Annotated in this window: 16 protein-coding genes; 15 read left to right on the forward strand and 1 reads right to left on the reverse strand. The window is 47.4% G+C overall.

Going from position 1 to position 19,197, the window contains the following annotated elements; genetic code table 11:
• Positions 1 to 43 precede the first annotated feature (43 nt).
• Positions 44 to 829 carry an IclR family transcriptional regulator gene (locus AC0L4K_RS05695; protein ID WP_417228195.1) on the forward strand — a complete coding sequence of 262 codons (786 nt, stop codon included), beginning with the start codon at positions 44 to 46 and terminating at the stop codon, positions 827 to 829.
• 307 nt (positions 830 to 1,136) lie between these two features.
• Here AC0L4K_RS05695 and AC0L4K_RS05700 read toward each other — a convergent pair whose 3' ends face one another.
• A complete protein-coding gene (locus tag AC0L4K_RS05700; RefSeq protein WP_417228196.1) occupies positions 1,137 to 2,045 on the reverse strand; it encodes a helix-turn-helix transcriptional regulator in 909 nt (302 codons plus the stop codon).
• A 161-nt stretch (positions 2,046 to 2,206) separates the two neighbouring features.
• Here AC0L4K_RS05700 and AC0L4K_RS05705 point away from each other — a divergent pair, with 161 nt between their 5' ends.
• The 14 genes from AC0L4K_RS05705 (at position 2,207) to AC0L4K_RS05770 (ending at position 19,194) form a co-directional block, all read left to right on the forward strand.
• Positions 2,207 to 2,683 carry a PaaI family thioesterase gene (locus AC0L4K_RS05705; protein ID WP_473268543.1) on the forward strand — a complete coding sequence of 159 codons (477 nt, stop codon included), beginning with the start codon at positions 2,207 to 2,209 and terminating at the stop codon, positions 2,681 to 2,683.
• A 722-nt stretch (positions 2,684 to 3,405) separates the two neighbouring features.
• A complete protein-coding gene (locus AC0L4K_RS05710) occupies positions 3,406 to 4,608 on the forward strand; it encodes a 3-oxoadipyl-CoA thiolase (RefSeq protein WP_473268544.1) in 1,203 nt (400 codons plus the stop codon).
• 27 nt (positions 4,609 to 4,635) lie between these two features.
• Positions 4,636 to 6,738, forward strand: coding sequence for a 3-hydroxyacyl-CoA dehydrogenase NAD-binding domain-containing protein (locus AC0L4K_RS05715; RefSeq protein ID WP_417228199.1), 2,103 nt, complete (start codon positions 4,636 to 4,638; stop codon positions 6,736 to 6,738).
• Positions 6,739 to 6,832: 94 nt separating this feature from the next.
• Positions 6,833 to 7,486: an NAD(P)H-dependent flavin oxidoreductase gene (locus AC0L4K_RS05720; protein WP_473268545.1), complete on the forward strand. Its 654-nt coding sequence runs from the start codon at positions 6,833 to 6,835 to the stop codon at positions 7,484 to 7,486.
• 52 nt (positions 7,487 to 7,538) lie between these two features.
• Positions 7,539 to 7,829: a hypothetical protein gene (locus AC0L4K_RS05725; protein ID WP_473268546.1), complete on the forward strand. Its 291-nt coding sequence runs from the start codon at positions 7,539 to 7,541 to the stop codon at positions 7,827 to 7,829.
• Positions 7,830 to 7,880: 51 nt separating this feature from the next.
• Positions 7,881 to 8,636 carry an enoyl-CoA hydratase-related protein gene (locus AC0L4K_RS05730; RefSeq protein ID WP_473268547.1) on the forward strand — a complete coding sequence of 252 codons (756 nt, stop codon included), beginning with the start codon at positions 7,881 to 7,883 and terminating at the stop codon, positions 8,634 to 8,636.
• 509 nt (positions 8,637 to 9,145) lie between these two features.
• A complete protein-coding gene (locus tag AC0L4K_RS05735; RefSeq protein ID WP_473268548.1) occupies positions 9,146 to 10,342 on the forward strand; it encodes an acyl-CoA dehydrogenase family protein in 1,197 nt (398 codons plus the stop codon).
• A 10-nt stretch (positions 10,343 to 10,352) separates the two neighbouring features.
• A complete protein-coding gene (locus AC0L4K_RS05740; protein WP_473268550.1) occupies positions 10,353 to 11,492 on the forward strand; it encodes an acyl-CoA dehydrogenase family protein in 1,140 nt (379 codons plus the stop codon).
• A 30-nt stretch (positions 11,493 to 11,522) separates the two neighbouring features.
• Entirely contained in the window at positions 11,523 to 12,272 is a 750-nt protein-coding gene (locus AC0L4K_RS05745; protein WP_417228204.1) for an electron transfer flavoprotein subunit beta/FixA family protein, read from the forward strand.
• Between the two features lies 1 nt (position 12,273).
• Positions 12,274 to 13,200 (forward strand): electron transfer flavoprotein subunit alpha/FixB family protein, encoded by a 927-nt coding sequence (locus AC0L4K_RS05750; protein WP_417228205.1) that lies wholly within the window; start codon positions 12,274 to 12,276, stop codon positions 13,198 to 13,200.
• Between the two features lie 213 nt (positions 13,201 to 13,413).
• Positions 13,414 to 15,051: an electron transfer flavoprotein-ubiquinone oxidoreductase gene (locus AC0L4K_RS05755; RefSeq protein WP_473269211.1), complete on the forward strand. Its 1,638-nt coding sequence runs from the start codon at positions 13,414 to 13,416 to the stop codon at positions 15,049 to 15,051.
• 146 nt (positions 15,052 to 15,197) lie between these two features.
• Positions 15,198 to 17,003 carry an acyl-CoA synthetase gene (locus tag AC0L4K_RS05760; protein ID WP_417228206.1) on the forward strand — a complete coding sequence of 602 codons (1,806 nt, stop codon included), beginning with the start codon at positions 15,198 to 15,200 and terminating at the stop codon, positions 17,001 to 17,003.
• Positions 17,004 to 17,486: 483 nt separating this feature from the next.
• On the forward strand, positions 17,487 to 18,539 hold the full coding sequence (locus AC0L4K_RS05765) for a C4-dicarboxylate TRAP transporter substrate-binding protein (protein WP_473268551.1): 1,053 nt from the start codon (positions 17,487 to 17,489) through the stop codon (positions 18,537 to 18,539).
• A gap of 124 nt (positions 18,540 to 18,663) precedes the next feature.
• Positions 18,664 to 19,194 (forward strand): TRAP transporter small permease, encoded by a 531-nt coding sequence (locus AC0L4K_RS05770; RefSeq protein WP_417228208.1) that lies wholly within the window; start codon positions 18,664 to 18,666, stop codon positions 19,192 to 19,194.
• The last annotated feature ends 3 nt before the right edge of the window (positions 19,195 to 19,197 follow it).

The following is a 19,197-nucleotide window of genomic DNA, read 5'->3' on the forward strand; positions in this document are numbered from 1 at the left end:
TTAAATAATTTTAATTTAGAGATTTTTAAGGTGTACGAACAATATGATGGACTTTCCCAGAGAAAAAGAAGAAGTCAAAAATCGGAAGTTTGTCGAGGCGTTAGCCAGAGGCTTGGATATCCTTCGAGCGTTTAGTTATGGCGGCGGTGTACTCGGTAATCAGGAAATTGCAGCGATTACAGGCTTACCGAAACCGACAGTATCCCGAATGACATATACCCTTATGGAGTTAGGCTACCTTAGCTATTCACCTCGGTTGGAAAAGTATCAACTGGATGCGGGTGTTTTAGCGCTCGGATATGCCTACACGTCCAATTTAAAAGTGAGACAAGTTGTTAAGCCATTGATGGATGATCTCGCTCATCGCACAAAGGTGTCGGTTGGGTTGGTTGCTCGGGAGAGGCTTTCAATGATTTATGTTGAAAACTGTCGCGGCGATAACTCGCAATCTTTGCGTATGGAAGTTGGTTCTCGTCTACCGATGGAAACCTCTTCTGCAGGTCGGGCATATCTAGCCTCTTTAAATGCAGATGAGCGGGAAGTTTTCCTTAACATGCTGGAAAATAAAAGCGGTGATAAGTGGCCAGCAATAGCCGCGGGTATAGAAGACGCTGTTACCTGCTATGAAGAAAATGGTTACTGCCTTTCATTGGGGGACTGGGACAAAATGGTTAACGCCGTGGCAGTGCCTTTCCGTCTTCAAGATGGCAAAACAATGTGCTTGAGCGTCGGTGGACCGAGCTATCTGGTGACTGCTGAGATGGTTACAGATTTATTTGCTCCGCAGTTAATTCATGTTGTCCGCGATATTGTAAACATGGGTGTTTAAGCACTTAACCGTGAGATTGCTTAATCGCATTATTGTTACTTTGAGAAGAGGTATTGTTTAAAAACCTGCCGATTCGTTGAAAGCACTTTAGCGTTATTCATCACGACATTGACCTTCATATCTGTGCAGGCGTTAATCCTGACAACCAGGTTGCTATTGAATTTTTGCTTTAAAGATAAGTGTCTATAAGGAATGTTAAGACGTTATTAGAGGCAACCTAGGTCTCCCCTCTGAAGTACTGTACTTGCCTGATGGCTTAGCGGAGATAGGGCGCCACTATTTTGCCGCTTTATGCTGTGCAGCGGTGTTATGCTGTTGAGTTACTGCTGAGTACTTCCTTTGTAACCGATGTGTTGTCGATATGTTTTAGGTAATCGACAAGAGGGTCTGCTGCTGAACTTTCGGTCATCGTTCTCAATGAATCTAAAAACAAATGGAACACCTCTACCTGAGAGCTAACGTCTAGTTTGGTATAAAGGTTTTTGCGGTGATGCTTAACCGTTTCAGGTTTGATATTTAGTTTTGTGGCTGTTGATGTAATGTTGTGGCCGCGGAGCATCATTTCTAATGTTTCACATTCGCGTCGTGTCAGCAGCGAATGTCCAAAGTTCCTTAATGCACTATCCAAATGAGGGCTGAGCAACGGTTGTTTTTCGCTCTGCTGGAATGCTTGATACCACTTCAATGATATTTCTCGCACAATCGAGAATACACTGCGACAAAATTCGCGCTCTGCTGTTGTAAAGCTTGAGCCACCCTTAGTGCGTTTTACGGAAATTTGAATACTGGTGCTTTTCTCTGTCGGAATTAGCATGCAGATCTCATCTGTCAGGTTAAACCGGCGGCCATAACGATAGTGATTAGACTTGCTCTGCCTGTGCTCGCGCGAAACGACTTCTGACAAGGTATATACCCCTTCTGCCGAGCCATTCATGGCGAGTCGGTAAAAGGGGCTATGGTGATCTGTATTGTTAATATAATACTGATGACTATGTTGAGTGCTGTCGCTGTCAGGGTCTTGACTGCAGATATGCCTTGGTCGTGCATCTTTGTGAAAGATTGTAATACTGCTGTTGCCACCGTTAATAATGGAACGAATAGTATCGACCAAATAGCCGACCGATTGCGTATTAATCCCCTGTTTAACAATGCTTGCTATTGCGTTGTGCCACTGTTCGAGGGATGGGTCCGTTTCTCTGAGTACTTGAGGCAGCATATCTTAATCCTGTAAAAGCAAGTGGTTAGGGGTCTGGCAGTGCGGTTAATCGTCCGTTTTAATGGAGAAGCTTAGTTAGAGTATATTGCTTTATAAATGAATTTCAATTCCGCTTGATGAAATGCTATTATGTTTTTTTGTATAAAAATGGTGTTATTGAAATGCGTAACAATTTAAGAGAAGTAAGCTCTGGAGCGGAACAAGAGGTCGTGAAAGTTGATATTGACAATTTTCCAGCTTCTCTTGGGTACCAGGTAGTGGAAAGAAATGAAGATTCTGCCGTGCTTGAACTTAAGCTAAAACCTCAACATCTTAATCGCGCAGGGATTATGCATGGAGGTGTTATTTCCTCTTTGCTAGATGTTGTTTGTGCGGAAGCGGGGTTGTTTTGTCCTGACCCCGAGCGTATTCGCATGGCCATTACTCTATCTTTAACAATTACCTTTACAGGGCAATGCGGCGAAGGTGTGGTGCGAGCGGTTGGTAAGAAAAGGGCGGGTGGACGACGCATATTCAACAGTAGCGGTGAGCTTTTCGATCAGCACGGTAAGTTGCTGGCTATAGCAGAAGGGACTTTCAGACTTAGATCGGGTTCTGATTCGGCAGAGGGTGTTCTGCTCAGCGAATTGAATAACTAAAAAAGATGAGTCGTGATCGTTCTATCATCAACGATCAGCTGTTTGTTGTTAGCCTCAGCCAGTTTTACTGCTGAGGCTTAATTTGTTAAGGGTGATATTTTAAACACTATATTCATGATATTTAAGGTGTTTTTTATTTAATACGAAAAGTCTTCGTTTCTAACTATCGATTTTCAAGCCTCAGATTTTGTTATTGTCTTCTCTATCATTGTTGTTATAGGCGTGCTCTTTCACTGGCTCGTTGCACAATTGTTGTTCCCCTTGGCGCGTATTATCGCTAGGTGGGGTTGCGGTGCTCTTTTCTCCCTATGAGCGTTGGCTAATGGCACCTACTTTGCGGATTAGTCCGTGGTAGTGGTCAACTTTAGATAGCCTCACAACGTTTTTTATCAGGGCGGGGTTTTTGATCCTAGCGTCTAGGACTAGACCTCTTTCAGGTGTGTAAGGTTTCGTCTTTCATAAGAGTTCTTTGCCTATTTGTTGCGGTAGAGGCAGCGGCTTGCATCGTTAATGAATCACTTTTCTATTTCTGGCTGTCACTGTTTTCGCTGATTTCACGGGCGATTCTAGCTACCTTTTTTTCATAATCCTCTTTACAGCTCTTCAACGTTTTAAGACACCTAATCATAAATTTCAAACTCGGGTTGCAAGTGATATTAAAAAATATTAAAGTGAAAGTATATTTCGCAGAGCAAAACTTAAAGTTATTTTTGGAGTTTAATATGTCTGGTGCTTTTATTTATGATGGTGGTCGTAGCGCATTTGGTCGTTATGGTGGTGTACTTTCACCTTTGCGTCCGGATGATTTGCTGGCTCAGGTGATTAAGACGTTGGTTGATCGCAACGATTTCGATTTTGGTCTTTATGAAGATGTGATCGCAGGTAGCACCAACCAAGCGGGTGAAGATAGCCGTAATATTGCCCGTTTTGCTGGCTTGCTGGCTGGCTTGCCGATTGAAACCGGTGGTTTGACGGTGAACCGCTTATGCGGCTCTAGCCTAGCTGCGACCTTAGATGCTGCCCGTGGGGTACGCTGTGGCGAAGGTGAGTTGTTTGTTGCCTGTGGTGTTGAATCGATGAGCCGTGCGCCATTGGTTTTATCAAAGTCAGCGAGTGCATTTGATCGTGGTCAAGTATTGGCCGACACCACAATGGGGGCTCGCTTTACGAATCCTCGCATTATCAGTCAGTTTGGTGGCCACTCAATGCCTGAGACTGCAGATAACATTGCTGCCGATTTAGGTATCTCTCGTGAAGAGAGTGATCAGTTTGCGGCTGTTTCGCAGGTCAAGTATGAAGCTGCTCGCACAGCCGGCTATTTCACCGATGAGATTATTCCTGTTGATGTTCCTCAAGGCCGTAAAAAGCCAGCGTTAGTTGTTGATGCGGATGAACATCCTCGCCCGAGCACTGATATGGATGTACTGCAAAAACTACGCCCACTGTTTGAAGGTGGTGTGGTGACGGCTGGTAATGCCTCGGGTATCAATGATGGTGCTTCAGCGCTGCTTATTGGTAATGAAAGCGTCGGCGAAAAAGCGGGTATTAAGCCTCGTGGACGTATTTTAGCCGGTGCCATCGCCGGTGTTGACCCCCGTGTTATGGGGTTGGGTCCTGTCCCCGCTTCACAAAAAGCGCTGGCTCGCGCAGGTCTAACGTTAGCGGATATGGATGTCTTGGAATTTAACGAGGCGTTTGCTGTTCAGGCGTTGGGTTGCATGAAATTGCTTGAAGTAGATTTCAATGATTCTCGTGTTAACCAAAATGGTGGCGCTATCGCCATCGGTCATCCATTGGGTGCTAGTGGGGCGCGAATTGTATTAACAGCATTACGTCAACTTGAACGTACCGGTGGCCGTTACGCCCTCGCGACCATGTGTATAGGTATTGGTCAGGGTATTGCTGTTGTTATTGAGCGTGTTTAATTCGAGTCACGAGTGAGGATTACTTGTATGTCAGTTGTTGAATATGAACTTCATGGTGATATCGGTGTTATCACTATCAATTACCCACCGGTTAATGCCCTGTCGCAGCCGATGCGCGAAGGGGTTAAGGGGGCTGTTGAAGCGGCACAGAGTGATGCATCTAAAGCATTGGTGCTTATCTGCGCGGGTCGCACCTTTATTGCTGGGGCGGATATTACCGAGTTTGGTAAGCCCCCAATCGCGCCGTCGCTGCCTGAATTATTGAGCACCATTGAGAATTCGACAAAACCGATCGTCGCGGCTATTCATGGAACGGCACTCGGTGGTGGTTTTGAAACAGCCCTAACTTGTCATTATCGTTGTGCCTTGTCTTCGGCGAAGATTGGTTTGCCAGAAGTAAAGCTTGGTTTACTCCCGGGCGCGGGTGGTACACAACGTATTCCGCGTCTGATTGGTCCTCAAGCGGCGCTGGATCTCATGCTGTCTGGTAACCCTATTTCTGCGGCTAAGGCTGAAGGTTTAGGATTGATCGATAAAGTGGTTGAGGGTGATTTATTAGCCGGCGCACTCGACTATGCTAACACGCTATTAGCCGTGAATGCTGAGTTGAAGCGTGTACGTGATATCGTCATTGATCCGTCCACCGTGAGTGAAGGGCTTTTTGACCAATACCGGGCGAATTTATCTAAGCGTGCCCGTGGCCAAATGGCGCCTCAGCATATTGTTTCCTGCGTTGAAGCCGCGGTGAGTCTGCCCTTTGATGAGGGTCTACAACGCGAAAGAGAAGCGTTCCTTGAACTAAGAGATTCATCTCAGTCAGCTTCTATGCGGCACCTGTTCTTTGCTGAGAGGCAGTCCGCTAAAGTGAAAGGCTTAGCTAAGGATATGCCAATTCGAGAGATTAAATCTGTTGGTATTATCGGCGGTGGCACGATGGGTGGCGGGATCGCCATGAACTTTGTCAATGTTGGCATTCCGGTAACCTTGATAGAGATTAATGATGAAGCGCTACAGCGTGGCATGGATATCATTAGTAAGAACTACGCAGCGACCGTCAAGAAAGGTCGGTTGTCTGAAGCCGAGTCTACTAAGCGACAGAGTTTGGTCACCGGTTCCACCTCTTATGATGATTTAACCGATGTGGATATGGTTATTGAAGCTGTGTTTGAAAACATTGAAATCAAGAAAGAGGTTTTCGCTAAGCTTGATTCGGTCTGTAAGCCGGGGGCTATTTTAGCGTCCAATACGTCTTACCAGAACGTGGATGAAATCGCCGCAGCAACTTCGCGCCCTGAAGATGTTATTGGTTTGCACTTCTTTAGCCCTGCAAACGTGATGAAGCTGCTGGAGATTGTGCGAGGTGAGAAAACCAATGATGACGTGCTAGCGACATCGATGGCTGTAGCCCAAAAAATCAAAAAAGTACCTGTGTTATCCCGTGTCTGTTATGGCTTTATCGGCAACCGAATGTATCGCCAGTATTTGCGAGAAGCGCAGCTGTGTCTGATTGAAGGTTCGACGCCCGAAAAAATAGACCAGGTGATGACGAATTGGGGCATGGCGATGGGGCCTTTGTCAGTCGGCGATTTGGCCGGTATCGATATCGGTTATAAGGCGCGTCAGGCGTTAACCGATGAAGAGAAGGGCGACCCTAAGAGTTACTGTATTGCCGATAGGCTGGCAGAGATGGGACGTGTCGGCCAGAAAGTTGGGGCAGGCTACTATCTGTATGACCCAGTGACCCGTGCGCGCAGTTCGGACCCTGAAGTTTTACAAGTGATTGAGGAGGAAGCGCAAAAGCAAGGCATCACTCGTCGCGATGTAACTGATGAGGAAGTCGTTAACCGCTTAATCTTCGCCATGATCAATGAAGGGTTCAAGATCCTAGAGGAAGGCGTCGCGCAGCGGCCTAGTGATATTGATGTTGTGTTTGCCTTTGGCTATGGCTTCCCTGTGTATCGAGGTGGACCTATGTTCTTTGCCGATACCGTTGGCTTAGAGACTGTTTATAAAACTCTTTGCGAATATCGTGAGTTGCACGGTGAGCAGAATTGGGCTCCCTCAGCATTGCTTGAGACGTTGGTGAAAGAGGGTAAAACTCTCTCTCAGTGGGCTTCAGAACAGCATTGATAACACCAAAATAATAATTGTTTGTATCAGTAGGGTCTGTCTCGGCTTAGCGGCCGGGCAGCTTAAACCCTGCTTTTGGATGGGGAGAAAGATAATGTCTAGTGTCGAATCCGGCCGAGATTTTAAAGCACTTTTTGGCACTCGGTTGCCGATCGTTGCTGGTGGTTTAATGTGGCTGGCCAACGCAGAGTATGTGGCTGCGGCGGCTAACGCTGGAATTCTTGGATTTATCGTGGCGGCCATGTTTCCTGAGGAAGATGATCTGCGCGCGGAGATTCGAAAGTGTCGTGAACTGTGCGGTGATGCTCCTTTTGGTGTTAATGTTTCGATGCTGCCTAAGCTGGTGCCGGGTGAAAAAACCGAAGAGGTTTTTCAAATCATCATTGATGAAGGCATTAAAGTTGTAGAGACATCGGGACGCAATCCTGAAGCTTATTTGCCGATGCTAAAAGCGGCAGGGGTGAAGGTGTTACATAAAGTGCCGGCGGTTAAGTATGCGCTCAAAGCGCAGGCTATCGGTGTCGATGCTGTTTCGATCGTTGGTGCTGAGTGTGGTGGGCATCCTGGGATGGAAATGATAGGCAGTTTCGTTAATTCGGCGATGGCTTTAGAGAAGCTTGAGATTCCCTACCTGATTGGCGGCGGCGTCGGTCATGGCTCACAAATCGCTGCGGCGATGATGATGGGGGCTTCAGGGGTTGTGATGGGCACAGAAGCTGCTGGTTGCCGAGGAAATTTGGGCACATGATGACTTTAAGCGTCATTTGATCAACGCGTCGGAGTCAGATACGACCCTGATTATGTCGAGTATTCGTAACACGGTTCGCGCGCTTAAGAATGATACAACTGCACTAGTACAAGCAAAAGAAGCTGAATTAGAGCACGTCACTATTCAAGACTTACTGCCGCTCATTTCTGGAAAAATAGGCCGCGAAGCTTATGTGACCGGTGACTGTAGCCGTGGTGTGTTGTCTGCTGGGCACGCACTTGCGTTTGTCAAACAGATTGAGCCGATGGCCGATATTATTGCCACCCTCGAGAGTCAGGCTAATGAAGCATTACAGCGAATGAGTTCTGTCTCTAAGTTGTAAGTGAGAGGCAGGTGAGAGCCAGCTTAAGTTTTTTCAGTTGAGTGAAAAACAATGTCTAATTCAGAATTTATTGATGTTACATGCGAACAGGGTGTCATGCAGATCGGTCTTAATCGACCGGACAAGAAAAACGCGCTTAATCGTGCGATGTATGATGCGATTCGTTCGGCATTTTTAATAGCCGAACAGGACCCGCAAATTAAGTCTGTTTTATTGTACGGTACGGCGGATGCCTTCACGGCGGGTAATGATCTCGCTGATTTTAATGATCGAGATCCAAGTAAACCCTCTCCGGCAGCGGTCATGTTAGAAGTCATACATGATTTCAGTAAACCGGTTGTGGCCGCTGTTGCAGGTTTGGCGGTGGGTATTGGTGCGACCATTTTACTTCATTGTGATTTGGTTTATGCCGCTCCCGAGACTCGCTTTCGCTTACCGTTTGTTGCGCTGGGTGTCTGTCCTGAAGCGGGCTCCAGTTTAATGGTGCCCGCATTGGCAGGACATCGTTTAGCGGCAGAGTTATTGATGTTAGGCGACTTTTTCACCTCTCAAACGGCACTTGATGCCGGTTTCGTGACACGCATTGTGGCGGATCAAGATATCAAGGCATTCGGCTTTGATAAAGCTGTGCAACTGGCGCAACAGCCTGTTGAGGCGCTATCGACTACCAAGCGGTTACTCAAGCAGGGTCAGCATCAGGTGCTGAAAGAGCGAATGACAGAAGAGTTTATGTTGTTCAATCAGATGCTGCAGTCCGATGAATCTATCGCCGTGCGTCAAAAGCTGAGTGCTAAACTGAAGAAATGATAGGTTGTGACATCTTTGGTCTAGGCCGTTGAGTGCTAACACGAAGCGGCAGGCCAAGCATGCCTCTACGGCTGCTGAGCCTCTCGGCTAGTAGCCCATTTTCTGCTTATTGGGTTCGATCATTAAGGTAACTGGCCAGCTTGCTTGCGTTGAGCATCTGGGGGCGAGATCGATTAGCCCTCGCTAGTCATCATCGATAGCGCTGTATGTTACATATTCGTTACTGCCTGCTTTACCTCTCTCTATTGTCTATATCACTGCCGTTCTGTCCGTCACTGTATTCATGATTAGCCCCACCTGCGTTGATTACCTCCCTATTATTGCCCTAATTGAGCCATTTTCACGGTTGCTTTCGTGATTATCTGGGCTGCTTTAAGAGATTAAATACACTTATTTATCGTGAACTACAGTTTCGCTATGCGAAAATAAAAGTCATAATTCATTGTATGTTGTGATTTATATTGGTACTATATTTTGCAATTAAGCTATTTCTAGGCTGGAGTGAAGAGATGAATGTAGATTTTACAAACGAAGAACTCGCCTTTCGTGAAGAGGTGCGGGAATTTTTTAAACATAAGTTTCCTGCTGCGGTAAAGGATAAGCAGGAAAAGGGTATCTACCTCACCAAAAACGATCATATCGTTTGGCAGAAAGCTTTATATGATCAAGGCTGGGCGGGTATCAACTGGCCAGTAGAGCACGGTGGTACGGGTTGGTCAGCGACGCAGAAGTATATTTTTGCAACGGAAGCCGCCGAAGCAAAATCACCTCGCATTATTCCGTTTGGTTTGGCGATGGTGGCACCGGTTATCTACACCTATGGTTCTGAAGAGCAAAAGGCGCGATTTTTACCTGATATTCTGGCGACCAATGTTTGGTGGTGTCAGGGGTATTCTGAGCCGAATGCTGGCTCCGATCTGGCTTCAGTGAAGACTAAAGCTGTTCGTGATGGTGATAGCTACGTTGTTAGTGGTACTAAAACATGGACAACATTAGGTCAGCATGCTGACTGGATTTTCTGCTTGGTTCGTACTGACGATAGTGGCCGCAAGCAACAAGGCATTAGTTTTCTCCTGATTGATATGAAGACGCCTGGTGTAAGTGTGACGCCGATCATCACTATCGATGGCACCCATGAAGTCAATGAAGTGCATTTTGATGATGTACGTGTGCCTGCCAATAACTTAATTGGTGAAGAAGGTAAGGGTTGGACCTATGCCAAGGTTCTGCTGACCCATGAACGGACAGGTATTGCCCGTGTTGCCGAGTCTAAAGCACGACTTAATTCGATTAAGAAAATGATTGATGAAGCAGCGGCAAGGGGTGAAGACCTCAAATCTAATGCTGTCTTTATGGCTCGGTTACTCGAGACCGAAGTTGAACTTAAGGCGCTAGAGTATACCGAGCTGCGGGTATTATCGTCTGTTTCAACGGGTAAAGCACCGGGGCCTGAGTCGTCAATTTTGAAGATCAAAGGCTCAGAAATGATCCAGATGTTGGATGAACTGGTACTTGAAATCGCCGGTATTTACGCCTTGCCATTTGTCCCTGAACAGTACACTGAAGGCTTCGATGGCGAGTCAATCGGACCACTGTTTGCCGCTAAAGCCGCACCGACTTATTACAACGATCGTAAAGTCAGTATCTACGGCGGAACTAATGAAATTCAGAAGAACATCATCGCCAAGCAAGTGCTAGGGCTATAGGAGAATAGTGATGGATTTTTCACTGAACGATATTCAGCAAATGATGCAGGATAGCGCAGCAAAATTTATTCAAAATGACTATGACTTTGAAACCCGTCGGGGGTTATCTAACAGTTCAGCGGGATACAGTGAGGATAACTGGAAGTTATTTGCTGAACTCGGATGGTTAGCGCTACCGATCAAAGAAGCCTATGGCGGTTTGGATGGTGACTTGGTCGACACGATGGTGTTGCAACAAGAGTTTGGTAAGGGCCTGTTGGTCGAACCTTATTACGCGACCGTTTTGCTAGGCGCGAACCTGATTCAGAAGCAAGCGAGCGATGCTCAGAAACTGGAACTACTTGAGCAGGTTGTTGCCGGCGAACTGAAACTGGCCTTGGCCCATAGTGAGGCTCAAGCCTCTTTTGATGTGTCTCAAACGAAAACTCGTGCTGAGAAGCAGGGTGACCAGTATGTACTAAATGGCCATAAAGCGGTGGTGCTCGGTGCTGAATCAGCAGATTACTTATTAGTGCCAGCCCGTACCTCGGGTGTCATGGGTGACGCTGAAGGCATCACTCTATTTTTGATCGACCCTAAGTCAGCCGGCGTGCAGTTGCGTGGATATGCCACGAATGATGGGCTTCGTGCCGCTGATGTTGGTCTGACTGATGTAACCGTATCCGCGTCATCTATTTTGGGCCAGGCCGATTCGGCAGCGCCAGCCATTGAGTTGGTACTGAACGAAGCGATTGTCGCATTAGGCGCAGAAGCGGTCGGCATCATGGAGAAACTGCTAGCTGCGACGTCTGAATATATCAAGACTCGGCAGCAGTTTGACCAGCCGATCAGTCGTTTTCAGGTATTGCAGCACCGTTTAGCCGATATGTTTATGGAAACCGAGCAAGCGAAGTCGATGGTGTATTTTGCCGCGATGGAAGTGGCTAAAGGTGGTCCAGAAGCGAGCCGCGTGGCATCGATGTTGAAAGTTAAGATTGGCAGTGCCGGACGTTTAGTTGGCCAGCAAGCGGTGCAGCTTCACGGTGGTATGGGCATTACTGATGAGCTAGATGTAGGGCACTTTTTCAAGCGTCTAACCTGTATTAATAATCAGTTGGGGTCGCGTGATTACCATTTGCAATCATTAATTAATAAAGCCGCTGCCGGCTGAGTTGCCAACCGATAATAGTAAGGTAGAGCTATGAAAGTATTAGTGGCCGTTAAGCGAGTGATTGATTACAACATCAAGGTCCGCGTTAAAAGTGATCAATCCGGTGTTGATCTTGCCAATGTAAAAATGGCGATGAACCCCTTCTGTGAAATAGCGGTAGAGGAAGCCGTTCGCCTGAAAGAGAAGGGGGTTGCTGATGAGGTAATCGTCGTTTCTATTGGGCCGAAGGTGGCTCAGGAGCAAATTCGCACGGCGATGGCTTTAGGGGCTGATCGCGGTATTTTAGTGGAAACCGATGAGCCGTTAGAGTCTCTGGCCATTGCTAAGTTGTTAGCCAAGGTGGTCGAGGTTGAGCAGCCAGATTTAGTTATTTTAGGCAAGCAGTCGATCGATGCCGATAATAATCAGACAGGGCAAATGCTCGGGGCGCTGGCCGGCATGTCTCAAGGAACCTTTGCCTCAGAGATCAATGTGGGTGAAAACTGCGTTGAAGTGACGCGCGAAATCGATGGCGGTCTACAAACACTGTCGCTGAATTTGCCCGCGATTATCACCACGGATCTGCGGTTAAATGAACCTCGCTATGCGTCTTTGCCCAATATCATGAAAGCTAAACGCAAGCCTCTGGATGTTAAAACGCCAGCTGACTTCGGCGTTAATGTCATATCGGGACTTAAAACCTTACTCGTTGAATCCCCACAAGAGCGAAGTGCCGGCGTGCTCGTCGGTAGTGTGAGTGAGTTGGTTGAAAAGCTAAAAAATGAAGCAAAGGTTATCTGATATGAGCATTCTGGTTATTGCTGAACACGATAATGGGTCCTTAAAGGATGAAACCCTTAACACGGTGACCGCCGCTGTCCAGATTGGTGGCAACGTTGATTTATTAATTGCGGGTGAGAACTGCAACGCAGTTGCAGAACAAGCCGCCAAGATTAGCGGTGTGAACCGCGTACTGGTCGCAGATCATGCGGTCTACGCTCATCAGTTAGCGGAAAATATCAGTCTGTTAGTGACTGAGTTGGCGGCAGATTACAGTCATGTGCTAGCACCAGCGACCACCAATGGTAAGAACTTTATGCCGAGGGTTGCAGCGACCTTAGATGTATCGCAGATCTCTGAGATCACAGCGGTTGTCAGTGCCGATACGTTTAAGCGGCCTATCTATGCGGGTAATGCCATCGCGACCGTGCAATCTACGGATAAGGTTAAGGTGATTACGGTGCGGGCAACGGGGTTTGATGCCGCTGCGTGTGATGGTAGTGCAACGATTAAATCGCTGGATAAGGTTACGGATGCAGGCTTGTCTTCTTTTGTTAAAGAGGAGCTGGCGCAATCGGATCGACCTGGACTGACCAGTGCCAAGGTCATTATTTCGGGTGGTCGAGGCATGGGTAATAGTAGCAACTTCAGCCTATTAGAGCAGGTCGCGGATAAGCTGGGTGCTGCGGTAGGCGCCTCTCGTGCCGCAGTGGATGCCGGTTATGCACCCAACGATATGCAAGTAGGGCAGACGGGTAAAATTGTTGCCCCGGATCTTTATATTGCTGTCGGTATTTCAGGTGCGATCCAGCATTTAGCGGGTATGAAAGACTCTAAAGTCATTGTTGCTATTAATAAAGATGAAGAAGCACCTATCTTTCAAGTGGCCGACTTTGGCTTGGTCGATGACCTGTTTGATGCAGTGCCTGAATTAGCGAACAGCCTCTGAGTTGTATGATCTCATAGCGTTTTCCCTGGTAGACCAGCACCTTTTCAACGGTGCTGGCTTCGCCTTAAGTTTTACTTAGGGCCTTTTTATAAAAGACGTTGAGTCATGAATGGTGTGTTGCCCTTATAGCGTGAGGGTCGCGATGTCATTGCACGCTTTAACGGCAGTAACGATCTAAATAATTATTTGGAGGCTATCGTGCAACGCGAAGCGATGGAATTTGATGTTGTCATTGTTGGAGCAGGCCCCGCCGGGCTCTCTGCTGCTTGTCGATTGATGCAGCAGGCTCAAGTCAATGGTCAGGAATTAATGGTCTGTGTCGTAGAGAAAGGTTCAGAGGTTGGCGCGCATATATTATCGGGTGCGGTGTTTGAGCCTCGTGCACTTAACGAACTCTTTCCTGATTGGGAAGAGCAGGGGCTGGCATTAGGCGAGAAAGTTAGTGCCGATGAAATTTACCTGTTTAAAGATGAGCAGAAAGCCATCAAGATACCTAATTGCATGGTGCCAAGCACGATGCACAATGAAGGTAACTACGTTATTAGTTTGGGCAATCTGACGCGTTGGCTGGCCGAAAAAGCTGAATCATTAGGGGTTGAGATTTTCCCCGGTTTCGCCGCCGCTGAAATTCTTTATTGTGAAGATGGCGCAGTCAAAGGGATTGCTACCGGTGATATGGGGGTCGATGAAAATGGACAACCAAAAGATAGCTATATGCCGGGTATGGAACTACATGCCAAATACACTCTGTTTGCTGAAGGTTGCCGTGGTCATTTAGGCAAAGAGTTAATCAGCCGATTTAATCTTGATAGTGATAGCGATCCTCAGCACTATGGCCTAGGTATTAAGGAACTGTGGGATATCGACCCGGCAAAGCATAAGCCCGGTCTGGTTATTCATGGGGCCGGTTGGCCTTTAGGTAAAAATGCGGCGGGTGGATCATTCTTATACCACGCCGAGAATAATCAAGTCGTGCTGGGGTTAATCACCGATCTTAGTTATGAGAACCCTTATCTTAGCCCGTTCGATGAAATGCAGCGGATGAAGCACCAGTCGGTATTCAAGCAATATTTAGACGGTGGAAAGCGGGTGTCCTATGGCGCTCGTGCCATTGCTAAGGGTGGCCTTAATTCTTTACCGAAAATGAGCTTCGCTGGTGGCCTACTAATCGGCTGCGACGCGGGCACTTTGAATTTTGCCAAAATTAAAGGAAGTCATACGGCCATGAAGAGCGGTATGATCGCTGCCGATACATTAATAGGTGTCCTTGCGAGTGGCGATGCGGGCGGCAAGGATTTGACCCAATTCGGTGAAGACTTTAAGCGTAGCTGGCTAAATGAAGAGCTGCAGTGCTCACGTAATTTTGGCCCTGCGATGCATAAGTTTGGTATGGTCTTTGGCGGTGTGTTTAACTATTTGGATCAAAACTGTTTCAAAGGTAAGTTACCCTTTACCTTGCATGACCTTAAACCTGATTTTGCGCAGCTGAAGCCCGCGTCAGAATGCCACAAAATCGACTACCCAAAGCCTGATGGTGTGTTTAGCTTCGATAAATTGTCTTCTGTCTTTTTGTCGAATACCCATCATGCAGAAGATCAACCCTGTCACCTTAAACTTCAGGATGCCACGATTCCGTTGGCACATAACCTCGTGTTATTTGATGAGCCTGCACAGCGTTTCTGTCCGGCAGGTGTGTATGAAATAGTCGAGGATGAGCAGCACAACAAAGCGTTTCAGATAAACTCGCAAAACTGTGTTCATTGTAAGACCTGTGATATCAAAGACCCATCTCAGAATATTACCTGGGTGACACCCGAAGGCGCCGGCGGCCCAAATTATCCCAACATGTAGGCACCTTTTAATTGTACCTACTGGAGAGAAGTAAAATGCAGAAACAGACTACAACAATAAACAAACCTTTTACCCCTTCGTTTCCGATCAAATGTTTGGCCGATATTGAGCAACTGGAACAGATTCCGCTGGAGCAGGCATTGCCCGTGCGCAGCACCTATGAAATTATGCGAAATTCGGCGCACGCGTTTGGGGAGCGGAATGCACTCACTTTCCTGCGCACCACCAACCTATCTGAGGAGCCTATTCGTTGGACATACAACGAATTATTAGCGGGTATTAACCAGACGGCCAACCTTCTGCATGAGCTTGGGGTCAAACCGGATGATGCGGTGGCTGTGATGTTACCGGGCTGTTTAGAGTATCACCTCGCATTGTGGGGCGGTGAAGCGGCCGGGATTGTGCAGCCTCTGAATCCGCTGTTAAACGAAGAAAAGTTGATTTCGTTGATGAATGCGGGGCGTGCCAAGGTGTTGATTGCCTATGGTAATGATGATGACAGTGGTATTTGGTCGAAAGCGATGCGTATATGCAACCAAGTGCCCACATTGACCCATGTGCTACGTGTTGCCCCGTATGATGAAGCCGCGTTGCCGTCTGATCTACCCAACAATGTGATTGATTTTACCGCTGCTCGTGCTGAACAACCCACTGATCATCTTGTCAGCGGGCGTATTATTGAAGCAGATGAAATTGCCGCGTATTTTCATACCGGTGGTACAACCGGTGCGCCTAAGCTTGCACGCCATTCACATGGCGCGCAGGTTTTTACCGCCTGGGCCAGTGTTAAGTTTCAGGGTAGTACATCGCAAGATATCGTTATCAATGGTTTTCCGTTGTTTCATGTTGCGGGTGTTTTACCCGGTGCGCTAACAGCGCTTGCATGTGGCATGGAAACGATTATTCCAACCACAGCGCTGTATCGTAACCGTGATGTGATCACTGATTTTTGGCGCCTGGTGGAAGCCTATCGAGTCACGGTTTTATCTGCCGTGCCAACGGTGCTAGCGGGGCTGGCTAATGTGCCACTCGATGGGGCTGATATCTCATCGCTCAAATACTGTCGTACCGGTGCGGCGCCACTTTCTCCTGAGTTAACCGAACGCTTCGAGCGGTTATTTGGTCTGCATGCCCACGAGAGCTTGGGGATGACCGAGATGGCGGGTATTTCGGCAATTACTCCTCCCGGCGTTGTGGCGCCGACTGGTTGTGTTGGATTTAGACTGCCCTATGCACAGTTACGTATCGTGGCTCTGGATAGCGAAGGTGGTGCAAGTGACAACGATATGCCGTTGGGTGAGCAAGGTATGGTGTTATTTAAATCACCTAATCTATTCTCTGGTTTTCTTGATACACAGTCGACCGGTCACGCGTTTACCGATGATGGTTGGTTGGCGACCGGAGATCTGGGCTGGCTCGATGATCAAGGCCGACTACATTTGAGTGGCCGCTCTAAAGATTTAATCATTCGCAGTGGCCATAACATTGATCCGAAAGAGATTGAAGATGTGGTGTCTGCTCATCCTGCCGTTCAGTTTGCTGCCGCCGTCGGTGCGCCTGATGCGTATGCGGGTGAGCTGCCGGTGGTTTTCGTCACACTGATTGAAGGGGCCAGTGCGACTGAAGAGGAGTTGTTAGCATTCACTGCTGCGGGGGTTGATGAGCCACCGGCGAGACCGAAAAAATTGGTAGTGCTTGATGCAATGCCGATGACCAATGTTGGCAAAATTTACAAACCCCGTTTACGGGCGCTAGCGGCGGAAGCCGTGGTTCGTGACATGGTTGAAGTGATGTGTCTAGAGCATGGGCTAACGATGAGACCGAAGATTGAGATCGAGCAGGATCAGCGAGTGCTGGTGTTGCTGCATCATGTAGATCTTGAAGGGGTACGGCAGCGACTGCAAGAAGCGCTGGCACCGTTGCCCTTTATCACGCAATTAGTCAGTCACTGAGGCTAGATAACGCTATGACCAGCAGGGTGCTTATCATCAGCACCCTGCTGCGCTGACTGAGTCACGCGCATGCATATAGCGCATGGGACTACAGAATAAGGACGCCGTTAGATCGATACTGAATTAATAATTACGTCATGCTAAAAATCAGAACTAAATTCCGCTAAGTAAAATCATGTGTTTTTGTCATTTTCTCTTAATACGTGCTCTATCTGTGCCTGTAAAGGGAGAGATGATCATGAGCGCGAGCGGAAGTGAAAGCCGTTATTGCCCCTGTTTATGCCGTAATTACCGCTATGATCAAGATTTTTAACCCAAAAATAATATTGTATAGACCTTAGGCGTAAAGCGATTAAAGACGATTGTATAAATGAATACGATAGCCTTGATTTTTGCTTTTAATAGTGTAAATTGGTACTACGTTTCGCACAGCGAAAATAATCAAAACAAGCAAAGCTTAGACCGAACCGTAAGGAATTGAGAATGAATCTAATAAAAAAGATGGCACTTGTCAGCACGATGACGGCAGTGAGTTTAACCGCTGTGCCAGTATTCGCCTCTACCGTATTGACCTTTGGCGAACCAGGTCCAAACCGTGGCCAGCGGGCTGTGGATACTCAGTGGTTTGCAGACCAAGTTGAGTTGCGCTCGGGTGGCGATCTAAAAATTAATATCCAATGGGGCGGTGCACTTTTTAAGGCTAAAGCGGCGCGTCAATCAGTGGCCACCGGCGTTGCTGATATGGGTACTATTATTCAGGGTTACTTTCCAAGAGAGCTTGTCTCTTACAGCATCGGTGATATGCCTTTTGTTAACCAAGACGCTTGGGTTGGCACACGGGCATTGAATGAGCATATGCAAGATCCTGCCATTAAAGCCCAGTTGGCTGCGCAGAACCTCGCTTATGTTGCTCCGCACAGTGCCGGTAAGGTTGTTGTGGTATGTAAAGGCGACCCTATCCGCACGCTGGATGATATTAAAGATAAGAACATTCGTGGTATCTCCGCTTACGGTAAAGGTTTTGGTGATTTAGGTGCAAACCTCGTCAATATGAGTATCTACAAAGCTTACCAAGGGCTGGATACTGGACTGATTGACTGTACTCAAAGCTATTTGGCGCCTTCCGCTGCCCTCAAGCATTATGAAGTCAGCAGCAACGTGACCAAAGTAAACTGGGGACTGTTCGCGGGTCTGGGTATGTTCATCAATACAAACTCTTACGAGCGTCTAAGCGCAAAGCAGAAACAGGTACTTGATGCGGTTGCTGCCGACTATGTCGATCACATTTCTAAAAGTGCTTTGGAAGGTGAAATTACCGGTGAGAAATCATTAAAAGATGCCGGTCTTAAATTTTACACCCTGTCTGCTGAAGATACAGAAAAGCTATCTAAAGTAGGCGAACCTTATATCGTTGAGTGGGCTAAGCGTGCGACGCAAAGCGGTTTAGATGGTGATGCTATGGTTAGCCGTTATAGAGGTTTGCTGGAAAAATACACTCAAGAGCTAAATGAAAAGGGCTATCCTTGGGCTCGCTAAGGTATTAATTCCTTGAGTTTTTTTGGGAGAACTAGGGATGGTTCTTGTTAACCAATGATGGTATTCAGGCGGAATACTGTTGGTCGTCAGGTTCATAGCTATTTGGATAGTAGAGGTAACTGTGATGCTTAAAAAATTAGAACTAGGCGCATTGGCCATTGCTGGGGCGTGTATTGTTGCCCTCGGTTTATTGATAACCACCACGGTTATCTTGCGGACGTTTTCTGGCGCAGGCGTTTCCGACGATGTGACCCTGGTTAGTGAGTTAATGGTCGGTGCTATCTTTTTGCCCCTAGCCTATGTGACCGCTAACTATAGTCACATCACGATTGATTTTCTTTTTAACTGGATGAATGAGCGTGTAAAGCTTTGGACTCTGGCTATTGGCTCTACCTTAAGTCTTGTTATTTTACTGCCGATGGCGGTAGCCGGGTGGAACGAGTTTGCACATGCCGTAGAAGCGGGCAGCTATTTTTGGGGTGATTTGGATTTACCAAAATGGCCGGGCCGATTTATCTTTTTCCTCGGCGCACTGTTGTTTGTTCTGCGCTTGAGTATCGTGTGTATCGCAGACCTTCGTGCGGCGATCCGAGCCGATGCCGATTATCTAGTGAAACGCACCGATGCTGTTCACGACACCATTGAAGAGAGCTGATTC

The organism is Amphritea sp. GJ51-11 (assembly GCF_055808735.1).

What these genes read in the sequence shown, in the direction of transcription:
- AC0L4K_RS05720 (WP_473268545.1), top strand. Translation starts at nt 6,833, where the DNA reads ATGTCTAGTGTCGAATCCGGCCGAGATTTTAAAGCACTTTTTGGCACT.
- AC0L4K_RS05770 (WP_417228208.1), top strand. Translation starts at nt 18,664, where the DNA reads ATGCTTAAAAAATTAGAACTAGGCGCATTGGCCATTGCTGGGGCGTGT.
- AC0L4K_RS05705 (WP_473268543.1), top strand. Translation starts at nt 2,207, where the DNA reads ATGCGTAACAATTTAAGAGAAGTAAGCTCTGGAGCGGAACAAGAGGTC.
- AC0L4K_RS05750 (WP_417228205.1), top strand. Translation starts at nt 12,274, where the DNA reads ATGAGCATTCTGGTTATTGCTGAACACGATAATGGGTCCTTAAAGGAT.
- AC0L4K_RS05735 (WP_473268548.1), top strand. Translation starts at nt 9,146, where the DNA reads ATGAATGTAGATTTTACAAACGAAGAACTCGCCTTTCGTGAAGAGGTG.
- AC0L4K_RS05695 (WP_417228195.1), top strand. Translation starts at nt 44, where the DNA reads ATGATGGACTTTCCCAGAGAAAAAGAAGAAGTCAAAAATCGGAAGTTT.
- AC0L4K_RS05725 (WP_473268546.1), top strand. Translation starts at nt 7,539, where the DNA reads ATGTCGAGTATTCGTAACACGGTTCGCGCGCTTAAGAATGATACAACT.
- AC0L4K_RS05765 (WP_473268551.1), top strand. Translation starts at nt 17,487, where the DNA reads ATGAATCTAATAAAAAAGATGGCACTTGTCAGCACGATGACGGCAGTG.
- AC0L4K_RS05700 (WP_417228196.1), bottom strand. Translation starts at nt 2,045, where the DNA reads ATGCTGCCTCAAGTACTCAGAGAAACGGACCCATCCCTCGAACAGTGG.
- AC0L4K_RS05745 (WP_417228204.1), top strand. Translation starts at nt 11,523, where the DNA reads ATGAAAGTATTAGTGGCCGTTAAGCGAGTGATTGATTACAACATCAAG.
- AC0L4K_RS05730 (WP_473268547.1), top strand. Translation starts at nt 7,881, where the DNA reads ATGTCTAATTCAGAATTTATTGATGTTACATGCGAACAGGGTGTCATG.
- AC0L4K_RS05740 (WP_473268550.1), top strand. Translation starts at nt 10,353, where the DNA reads ATGGATTTTTCACTGAACGATATTCAGCAAATGATGCAGGATAGCGCA.
- AC0L4K_RS05710 (WP_473268544.1), top strand. Translation starts at nt 3,406, where the DNA reads ATGTCTGGTGCTTTTATTTATGATGGTGGTCGTAGCGCATTTGGTCGT.
- AC0L4K_RS05715 (WP_417228199.1), top strand. Translation starts at nt 4,636, where the DNA reads ATGTCAGTTGTTGAATATGAACTTCATGGTGATATCGGTGTTATCACT.
- AC0L4K_RS05755 (WP_473269211.1), top strand. Translation starts at nt 13,414, where the DNA reads ATGGAATTTGATGTTGTCATTGTTGGAGCAGGCCCCGCCGGGCTCTCT.